At 38.8% G+C, this 8631-nt stretch carries 12 protein-coding genes; 7 read left to right on the top strand and 5 right to left on the bottom strand.

Going from position 1 to position 8631, the window contains the following annotated elements:
* Window positions 1-111: 111 nt before the first annotated feature.
* Genes CYP77_RS01205 through htpX form a run of 3 tightly spaced genes read left to right on the top strand, consistent with a single transcriptional unit; the run spans window position 112 to window position 1543 of the window.
* Window positions 112-306: a hypothetical protein gene (locus CYP77_RS01205; RefSeq protein WP_009294554.1), complete on the top strand. Its 195-nt coding sequence runs from the start codon at window positions 112-114 to the stop codon at window positions 304-306.
* Entirely contained in the window at window positions 303-668 is a 366-nt protein-coding gene (locus CYP77_RS01200) for a hypothetical protein (RefSeq protein WP_103567727.1), read from the top strand. The genes CYP77_RS01205 and CYP77_RS01200 overlap by 4 nt, the downstream gene beginning before the upstream one ends.
* 8 nt (window positions 669-676) lie before the next feature.
* Entirely contained in the window at window positions 677-1543 is an 867-nt protein-coding gene (gene htpX, locus CYP77_RS01195; RefSeq protein WP_103567726.1) for a zinc metalloprotease HtpX, read from the top strand.
* Window positions 1544-2074: 531 nt separating this feature from the next.
* Here the strand turns inward: htpX and CYP77_RS01190 are convergent.
* From CYP77_RS01190 to CYP77_RS01170, 5 genes are read right to left on the bottom strand one after another with little or no spacing between them, the layout of a single operon-like run.
* On the bottom strand, window positions 2075-2416 hold the full coding sequence (locus tag CYP77_RS01190) for a hypothetical protein (protein ID WP_180385146.1): 342 nt from the start codon (window positions 2414-2416) through the stop codon (window positions 2075-2077).
* 50 nt (window positions 2417-2466) lie between these two features.
* Window positions 2467-2898: a peptide deformylase gene (locus CYP77_RS01185; RefSeq protein ID WP_103567725.1), complete on the bottom strand. Its 432-nt coding sequence runs from the start codon at window positions 2896-2898 to the stop codon at window positions 2467-2469.
* A 9-nt stretch (window positions 2899-2907) separates the two neighbouring features.
* Window positions 2908-3921, bottom strand: coding sequence for an alanine racemase (locus CYP77_RS01180; RefSeq protein WP_103567724.1), 1014 nt, complete (start codon window positions 3919-3921; stop codon window positions 2908-2910).
* A complete protein-coding gene (gene cmeU, locus CYP77_RS01175) occupies window positions 3914-4153 on the bottom strand; it encodes a CmeU family protein (RefSeq protein WP_021085471.1) in 240 nt (79 codons plus the stop codon). The genes CYP77_RS01180 and cmeU overlap by 8 nt, the downstream gene beginning before the upstream one ends.
* Before the next feature lie 2 nt (window positions 4154-4155).
* Window positions 4156-5121, bottom strand: a complete 966-nt coding sequence (locus CYP77_RS01170) for a L,D-transpeptidase family protein (protein ID WP_103567723.1) — start codon at window positions 5119-5121, stop codon at window positions 4156-4158.
* A 136-nt stretch (window positions 5122-5257) separates the two neighbouring features.
* Here CYP77_RS01170 and CYP77_RS01165 point away from each other — a divergent pair, with 136 nt between their 5' ends.
* From CYP77_RS01165 to CYP77_RS01150, 4 genes are all read left to right on the top strand, one after another.
* Entirely contained in the window at window positions 5258-5680 is a 423-nt protein-coding gene (locus CYP77_RS01165; RefSeq protein WP_012001485.1) for a copper chaperone PCu(A)C, read from the top strand.
* Window positions 5680-6144 (top strand): hypothetical protein, encoded by a 465-nt coding sequence (locus tag CYP77_RS01160; protein WP_103567722.1) that lies wholly within the window; start codon window positions 5680-5682, stop codon window positions 6142-6144. Before CYP77_RS01165 ends, CYP77_RS01160 begins: the two co-directional genes overlap by 1 nt.
* A gap of 9 nt (window positions 6145-6153) precedes the next feature.
* Window positions 6154-6696 carry an SCO family protein gene (locus CYP77_RS01155; RefSeq protein ID WP_103567721.1) on the top strand — a complete coding sequence of 181 codons (543 nt, stop codon included), beginning with the start codon at window positions 6154-6156 and terminating at the stop codon, window positions 6694-6696.
* Window positions 6697-6813: 117 nt separating this feature from the next.
* Window positions 6814-8631: methyl-accepting chemotaxis protein (locus CYP77_RS01150; protein WP_103599668.1), on the top strand; the 1818-nt coding region annotated here is incomplete at its 3' end.

Here is an 8631-nt window from a genome sequence, read left to right as displayed (position 1 = left end):
CTACAAGGGCTCTAGCGTCATGGATGAAATCTCAGGCATCAACGCGCAAATTTATAATGAAAAAAACAGAAACTACATATTTTTTAATCTCAAAAATCAAGGGGAGATACGTTGAAATACTTGCTTTTTGTAGCGATTTTGGTTGCGATTTACATCATATTTTTTAAAAATAGAAAAAAAAGCGACAAGATAAGCACCAGCAACTTCGAAGAGTGCAGCAAATGCGGTGTCTTTAGCGACATCGATCAAATGGTGCTAAGGGACGGAAAATACATCTGCAAAGAGTGCATAAAGGGTGAGAGATGAAAATTTTGGGTGATGAGCTGATCAAATTTGAACCGCTATTTCTTTGCAAAAGCGAAGATGAAATTTCAAGCGGTAGGCAAAATCTCTTTAAATTTGATAGAAATTTGATAAAAAAGGCGTTAGAGGCTGGAGCAAGCTTTAGCATCATCGCAAATGACATCAACGAAGCTATCATCGCAAATGCCGCTGGAGCAAAATTTATTATTGCCGATATTACGCTAGCAAAAGATCTGGCAAAAGTTGCGCAAAACTACCTATTTGACGCGCTTATCGCTGTTTTGGTAGAGAGTGAAATAAGCCTTTGCGAGCTTGCGAAATTTGAGATCGACGCGGCGATCCTGCCAAATGCTATAAAAGAATAAGGACAAAAATGGAAATTTTCAAAACCGCTTTTTTAATGGTTGCTTTAATGCTAGTTTTCATCGCTGTTGGCGGCTACGTGGGTGGCGAGCAAGGCATGATGATCGCCTTTTTGATGGCAGCTGGCATGAACCTATTTTCTTATTTTTTCAGCGACAAGCTCGTTCTAAAAAGATATAACGCCATCCCAGTCGATGAGAGTAACGCTCACGGCCTTTACGAGATCGTCTCACGCCTCACACAAAAGGCAAATTTGCCGATGCCAAAAATTTACATCATCCCAGAAGAGGTACCAAATGCCTTTGCCACAGGCCGCAACCCAAGTCACGCAGCCGTCGCAGTAACCGAGGGTCTTTTAAAAATTTTAAATGAAAACGAGATCGAAGGCGTGCTAGCTCACGAGCTAAGCCACGTAAGGCACTACGACATCCTAACTGGCTCAGTAGCAGCCATACTAGCTGGTGCTATCGCGATGGTCGCAAATTTTGCCAAGATAGGCACCGTAGCTAGTCAAAATCAAAACTCACAAAGAAACGCCAACCCAGTAATTATGCTAATCATCGCCGTTGTGATGCCACTAGCTGCTACGATCATCCAAATGGCGATCTCAAGGGAGCGCGAGTATAAGGCAGACAAAGGCGCAGCCTATCTAACGGGGCACCCAGAGTGGCTAGCCAGCGCGCTAACAAAACTTGAAAACTACTCAAATTCTTACGTTATGCAAAATGCAAGCGAGCAAAGCGCACATATGTTTATCGTAAATCCATTTGGCTCGCTAACTAGCAAGCTTGGTGTGCTTTTTAGAACGCATCCAAGCACTATCGACAGGATCGCCGAGCTTCAAAGACTAGAGCAAGAGATAAAAAGAGGTATGTAAAAATTTAGCCCTTAGCAAATTTGGGTTAATCTTCTTTTTGCTATCTTTTTTGGCTTTAATTTTAGACATTTACTAGCAAATTTAAATTTCATGAACGAGCATATCACGCTTCCAAATTCAGTGGCAAGTGATAACGAGACCTGAATTTGGTAAGTTGCTAAGGCGAGTGAGTAAAGATTTAAAATTTGTAAATTTGCTTTGTTAAATCAAGTGAGTTTCAAGTAAATTTTAAAATTTTATGAACGAGTAATTTCGGCTCTAAAATTTGAGCTAAGCGATAAGCGAAGCCAAATTTTAGTAGTCAATTCTTAGGGGTGAATGGAATTTTAAAATTTGCTTTGAGATATAAATTTATCAAAAGGGAGACAAGGGGACTCGAGTTACGAGGCCGTCCCCTTATCCCCCTTTTTAAATCCTCCAAACCCTTCGCACGTTAGAAGTGCATGCTTCAGTGCTTCGCACTGCATGCGGTTTTGTCCAATAAAATTCCACTAAATTTGCAGGACAAAAACTGAAATTTAACCATAAATTTCACTGCAGTTTCTTGCAATCTTCGTCTTTTATGGTGTATTCAAAGATTAGTTCGCCGTTTTCTGAGTAGAAAATTTCATCCAAGCTAACGCCGATACTTAGCATATTTAAGATTTCTTTATCCTTACAGGCGGTTCTTAAATTCTCTTTTTTTATAGCCTCGATAAATTCCAAAAGCTCTTTTTCTTCAAGCCTTTTTATCTCTTGCTTTCTTGCGTGTTTGACAGCGTATCTGTAGATGAGCGTATCGCCCACGTTTAAGATATCATTAAGCGTTAGCGTCGGCGTGCAGATAAATGGGAGCTTTTTTTTGTAGTATGTTGCGTGATTTTTCGCTGCCATATCTGGCGTCAGAGCCAGAGCTAGCGAGCAAAAAAACAGCGCAAAAATGGCTACTCGCAACTACTCTTATCCAGCTTCAAATCAAAAAGATGTCTGCCCTCAAAGCCGTAGCTGCCACTTAGCGTGATGCCGCGATTTAGCGCAGCTCTTGCCATGCCTGAGTTGCAAAGTGCCTCTTTTCCATTTTGATAAAACTCATCTTTTAAAGCCGAAATTTGAGCCTTGTTGTAGCCTTTTAGCTTCTTTGTCTTAGTCTCGTTTAAGACAAACTCGCCATGTATGTTTAGCCCGTCACTGCTTACATCTTTTAGCGTGATCATCTCATCGACCCTGCTTGGTAAATTTGGCTTTGCGGTTTGGACGACAAAGGCTGGGATCTGCTTTGTATCAAGCTGATTTAGTATCTGCTCATAAACTTTAAACTCACTCTCCTGCGCGCCAAAAGCAAGGCTTGCAAGAGCTAATAAAACGATCTTTTTCACATATTACCTTTATATAAATTTTCTAGTGATATTTGGCGAGAGTTTGACTAAGATGTCGTAGTTTATCGTGCCAAAAAAGTTAGCCCAGACATTTGCGTCCTCAAAGACACAGACCCATTCGCCACTATCTTTGCAGCTAAAGCTATCCATCGAAATTTTGCCAAGTATCAGCTCGCCGTTTGCAAGCCTTAGCTCACCAAGTCCATTGTATCTTAGCAGTCCGTCGCCATATCCAAGATCATAAGTAGCGACGTTTATATCATCTTTTGCTATAAATTTAGCCCCATATCCCACGCTTTGACCACTTTTTAAAACCCGCCTGCTAACGCGCTTTGCCCAAAGTGAAAGCACTGGCTTTAAATTTAAAGAGCCATTAAACTGAGCATATCCATACTGAGCGATGCCTACGCGCACCATCTCATCTTTTATCTCGCTCGCTCTTTCAAGGGCGGCTGAGTTGTGAGAGTGAAAGATCGGTTTTTTTATACCAAACTCATCGCAAAGAGCTAAAATTTTCGCTTTTGCGGCGTTAAAATTTTCTCTTTGCACGAAATAATCAGCATTTAACTCATCACTTGCGCGAAAGTGCGTATAAGCGCCAAGAAGCTCTAAATTTCTTCTGGCTAAAATTTCAAATGCATAATCAAGCTCGCTTACATCAAGCCCATTTCTATGCATGCCGGTGTCGATGGCGAGGTTGATTTTTGTATTTTCTTTTATCTTTAAAAGTGCGTCTATGTCATTTATGGCGTAGGTAAATTTAGCGCTCTCATCGCCTGTTGGGATGTGCGAGAGGATCAAGATATTTTCAAAGATATCAGCGATCTCATTTGCTTCACACTCGCTCTTTACAGCGCAGTTTTTTATGCCAAATTTCTTAGCCTCGCTAGCTATGAGCCTTGCGCCGTGCCCATAAGCGTTATCTTTTAGCACGACGATAACATTTTCTTTTCCGCCAGCTTTGTCACAAATTTTAGTTAGATTGTGGATATAAGCTGCTTTGTTTAGGTGTATCTCAGACATTAAAATTCACATCATAAGCTTTATAAACGTCAGGCAAGAGCTTTCTTACGTTGTAGTCAAATGCATAGAATTTAGCGTAAATTTCTTTTAGATCAGCCTCTTTAACCTTGCCAAAGTCAAAGACATCAGTGCCATTTTTCTTTGGCACTTGGCGGTCAAGCTCAGCAAAAAACGCAGACCTAGCCTCTAAAATTTTCTCTATCTTCTCTTTTACTTCTTGAGATTTTTCCACTTCTACTCCTCTATAAAAATTTTCATCTCATCGCCATAAAGCTTGACATAAAGGGTCTTTTGACCTGCAAATTTATGCGTATCAGCAGCGTAATCCTCATAAAAACTCACGCGAAAGAGCTTGTCGTTTTTAAGATTTGGATAAGGTGTAATGAGAAAATTTGAAAAAGCGATATGTTTTTTCTCTTTTTTAGAAAAGATAGCTCGTTTCATATTTTTAAAATTTTCTAAGCTCATGCCGTCATATCGCTCAAAATCTTTATCATAAAATTTCAAATAGCTATCAATGTCACTCTCGCTCCAAGTCTTTTTCCAGTTAAGAATTCCAGAGATGATCACTGCAATGTCATTCACGCTTGCTTCTGGGCGCTTGTCCTCGTAGATAAATGCAAGCGTTTTTTTATGGTCTATAACTTCGTCAAATTTCATCAAAATGTCATTTTGCATAGCCACGCAGCCCTTTGTCTTTAGCTCATCTGTCCTTTGACCATCGAGCGGATAGCCATGTATCCAGATGCCACTGCCATTGCGTTTTGCGAGTTTATCAAGCAAATTTGGATATGAAAGAGAAAAGGCAAGAGGCCCCAAGTATCTATCATTTGGCGTAAATCTACGCGTGAGCTGATAGACGCCAACTGGCGTTTTTAGATCGCCCTCAAGCAGTTTGTCGCCGTTTTTGCCAACAATGACACTTGAGCTAAATAGTTTTTTTGTAACGCCGTCTTTATAAGAGATGACTTCAAGCTCTTTATCAGTCTTATCAACCACGCTTAGAAGTATCTCGTTGTCGTAATATCCGTATCTAACGTCCTTGTCTTTGAGCTTTTTTAGCCAGTAGTCCTTACTTAAAATGTTCTTTTCAATGGCTTCTATGACAGCAGATGGGCCATTTTTTAAGTAAATTTCTTCGTAATTTTGGGCAAAAAGACAAGGCGCTAACGCGATGAAGAAAAGTAGTATCTTTTTCAAATGAAGTGTCCCAAAAAGTAAAATTTAGTGCGTAATTATAACCTAAAAAATTTCAATTTTTAAATTTTAAAGGGAATTTTAGTTTCTTTATATGTATAATCTGAAAACCATTATTAATTTACCACAAAGGAAAAATATGAAAAAACTTGTTTTTGGTGCATTACTTGCGGCTTCTACACTAATGGCAGCTGACATCAGCCTAGATCATGTCAGAGCAAGAGACACAAAGCCTGGCACAAACAACAGCGCTATTTTCATGGATATCAAAAATGCTTCAAATGCCGATGTAAAGCTAGTTGGCGTTCATTCAAGTGTTTGCAAAAGCACTGAAATTCACACTCACAAGATGGAAAATGGCATGATGGCTATGGTTCAGGTTGAGGACGCTGTTATCCCAAAAAATGGCGAGACAAAGCTAGCACCTGGCGGTCTTCACATCATGCTTATGGATCTAAATAAGCCCATAAAAGATGGCGACAAGGTTGATCTGGAGCTAAAATTTAGCAACGGCGAGAGCATCAAGCTTGATAATATCGGAGTAACCAAAAACTTCAAATAATGAAAAAAATTCTAATCATTTTTTCACTCATCTTTATAGTAGCAGGCGCTTTTTGGATGGGTCATAAATTTATGGTCAGTAAAGAGGATCCGCCTGAATTTGCCGATGTAAATACATCGCTTGATCCTCTAAAATGCGATCTAAACAAAGATGCTTGCGAGGTGAAATTTAATGGCGTTAAGCTAAAGATAGACATCTCGCCAAGACCGATCTTTGCGATGAGGCCGTTTAGCTTTAAGATCATTAATGGCAAAGATTTAGGGCTAAAAGATCCAAACCTTGCCATCGAGGGCATAAACATGAACATGGGCTTGATAAAAGCCAGACTTGATCAAAGAGGCGATAATCTAATAGCACAAGTCGTTTTAAGTGCTTGCGTGGTCGATCTTATGAGGTATAGATTTAAGCTGCTTGATGGCGAAAAAGAGACTGGATTTTTTGTCGATCTTGATCTAAAAATGTAAGGGCAAATGATGAAAAAGACACTTTGGGGCTTAATAATAATCTTAATATGTGCTGGTCTTGCGATGCTTTTTATAAAGCCAAACAAGTATGATTTTAAGGCGCTTTCAGAGCATGGCGAAGTGAGCCTTAAAAACTATAACGGCAAGTATAAAGCGATATATTTTGGTTATCTTTACTGCCCCGATGTCTGCCCTACTACGCTCTCTCTTGTGGGCGATGAGCTAAATAAACTAAAAAGAGATGACTTTGAGCTACTTTTCATCACTCTTGATCCTGAGCGTGACACGCCTGAAAATTTAACCCTAATGGCAAAAAATTTCTACAAAGATGCAGACGGACTAAAGATGAATGATCTGCCAAAAGTCGCTAAAAACTACGGCGTAAAATACCAAAAAGTGCATCTTAAAAACTCTGCTATGGGCTATTCTGTCGCTCACAGCTCTGCTATCTATCTGCTAGATAAAGATGGAAATTTTTACAGCGAAATTTCAAATTTAACTAGCGAAAATATCAAAGAAAATCTTTTAAATTTAATAAAAGATAGACCTTAAATTTATCTTGTAGATCAAAATTTCTTACTTTTAAAGAAAAATTTTTTAAACAGCTATACAATTCTTTTTAAACTAGCCGATATTGCGACAATGTAAATCATATGTAAAGGAATTCGTGTGAAGTCAATCACCAATAAAATAGCACTAATGCTAATAGTTGCTCTATGTATATCGTTTGTGGCTATGTCGGCCGCTAGTTACTATACTGCTCAGAGTAAAACCATCGAGCTAGTCATCCAATCTCAACGGCAAATTCTAAAAGATGTAAAAAACGCTATGAATACATTTTTTGACGAGAATACACATGCCGCAAATGGCATCGCCCAAAGGCTAGAAAAGCTAGAGGATAGAAGCCAGATAAATGAAATTTTAAGCACAACAAAGCTAATCGTATCGCCTGAGATAGAGAGAATTTTTGTTGGATATGAGAGCGATGGTGCGATGTACCGCTCAAATGGTAAGAATGAGATGCCAAAAGACAATGGCTACGACCCAAGAACAAGAGACTGGTATAAGATCGCAAAAGGCGCAAAAGCAACTTTTTCTGATCCTTACAAATCATCAAGCTCAAATGCCATGATGATAGCATTTTCAGCACCTATCGGCGATAAGGGTGTCGCCGCAATGAATGCTGATATTTCAAGCCTCAGTGAAGAGATCATGAGTATCAGCAAGACTGATTATAGTTATGCTTACGTAGTAGATAAAGATGGCAAGATCATCATCCACCCTGACAAAGAGTTAGTTGGCAAAGATAATCCAACTACGATAGGTCTAATTAATAGATATAAAAATAAAGAATTTAATGAAAACGGACTAATTGCTTATAAAAACACAAAGGGCGAGGATAGATATGCTGACTTCATAGAGCTAAACGATCGTGGCTGGCTAGCTATAACTGCCATGCAAAAAGATGTATTTACGTCAAATACTATGCCACTCCTAAAGATCCAGCTAATCCTAGCAGTGCTATTTATCGTTATCCTCTCAGCATTTGTCTATTTCTTGCTTAAAAAGTCTCTTAACCCTATAAAAATCATTCAGTCTAAGCTTGATGATGTATTTAAATTTGTAACTTACGAAGCAAAAGCACCAAGCAAGCTAGAGGTAAGATCAAATGACGAATTTGGTGAGATGAGCAAGGCGATAAATGAGAACATCGACAAAGTCATAGCTGGCATCAAAAAAGATAGCACTATGATAGATGAGCTAAATAAGGTAGCAAATTTAATGATCAAAGGAAACCTTGGAGCAAAGATAGGCTCAACTCCAAACAACCCATCACTAAATGAATTAAAAGAGCTACTAAATAAATTCTTTACATCTATCTCGGCAAATTTAAAGGGCATAACAAATGTTCTTAGCTCATATACTAAAAATGACTTTACAGCAAAGGTTGAGATAAATGAAGAGCTAGAGGCCGACCTAAAGGATATGATACTTGGAGTATCAAACATGGGCGAGGTAGTTTGCTCTATGCTAAACTCAAATTTAAGCCAAGCGCAGCTACTTGAAGAAAAAGCTACAACTTTGGCTTCAGCTATGAAAGAGCTAACGCAAGGCGCTAGTACACAAGCAAGCTCACTTCAAGAAAGTGCAGCAGCAGTAGAGCAAATGTCAAGCTCAATGAATGCCATCTCTCAAAAGACAGCTGATGTTATAAGACAAAGTGATGAAATTAAAAACATCATAACTATCATTAGAGATATAGCAGATCAAACAAACCTTCTAGCACTTAATGCTGCAATAGAAGCAGCAAGAGCTGGAGAGCATGGTAGAGGATTTGCAGTTGTTGCTGATGAAGTAAGAAAACTAGCTGAAAGAACTCAAAAATCTCTAGGTGAGATAGAAGCAAATACAAATGTATTAGCTCAATCAATAAATGAGATGAGTGAATCAATCAAAGAGCAAAGTGAAGGAATAAACATGATAAAT

Source organism: Campylobacter concisus (assembly GCF_002913865.1).
Lineage (GTDB): Bacteria > Campylobacterota > Campylobacteria > Campylobacterales > Campylobacteraceae > Campylobacter_A > Campylobacter_A concisus_AM.
The sequence above is the reverse complement of the archived record's forward strand: the minus strand, read 5'-3'. Positions and strand labels throughout refer to the sequence as shown.

Bases quoted from the DNA above. Each gene is read 5' to 3' on its own strand.
- CYP77_RS01200 (WP_103567727.1), top strand. From the start codon at position 303: ATGAAAATTTTGGGTGATGAGCTGATCAAATTTGAACCGCTATTTCTT.
- htpX (WP_103567726.1), top strand. From the start codon at position 677: ATGGAAATTTTCAAAACCGCTTTTTTAATGGTTGCTTTAATGCTAGTT.
- CYP77_RS01190 (WP_180385146.1), bottom strand. From the start codon at position 2,416: ATGGCAGCGAAAAATCACGCAACATACTACAAAAAAAAGCTCCCATTT.
- CYP77_RS01180 (WP_103567724.1), bottom strand. From the start codon at position 3,921: ATGTCTGAGATACACCTAAACAAAGCAGCTTATATCCACAATCTAACT.
- CYP77_RS01165 (WP_012001485.1), top strand. From the start codon at position 5,258: ATGAAAAAACTTGTTTTTGGTGCATTACTTGCGGCTTCTACACTAATG.
- CYP77_RS01160 (WP_103567722.1), top strand. From the start codon at position 5,680: ATGAAAAAAATTCTAATCATTTTTTCACTCATCTTTATAGTAGCAGGC.
- CYP77_RS01155 (WP_103567721.1), top strand. From the start codon at position 6,154: ATGAAAAAGACACTTTGGGGCTTAATAATAATCTTAATATGTGCTGGT.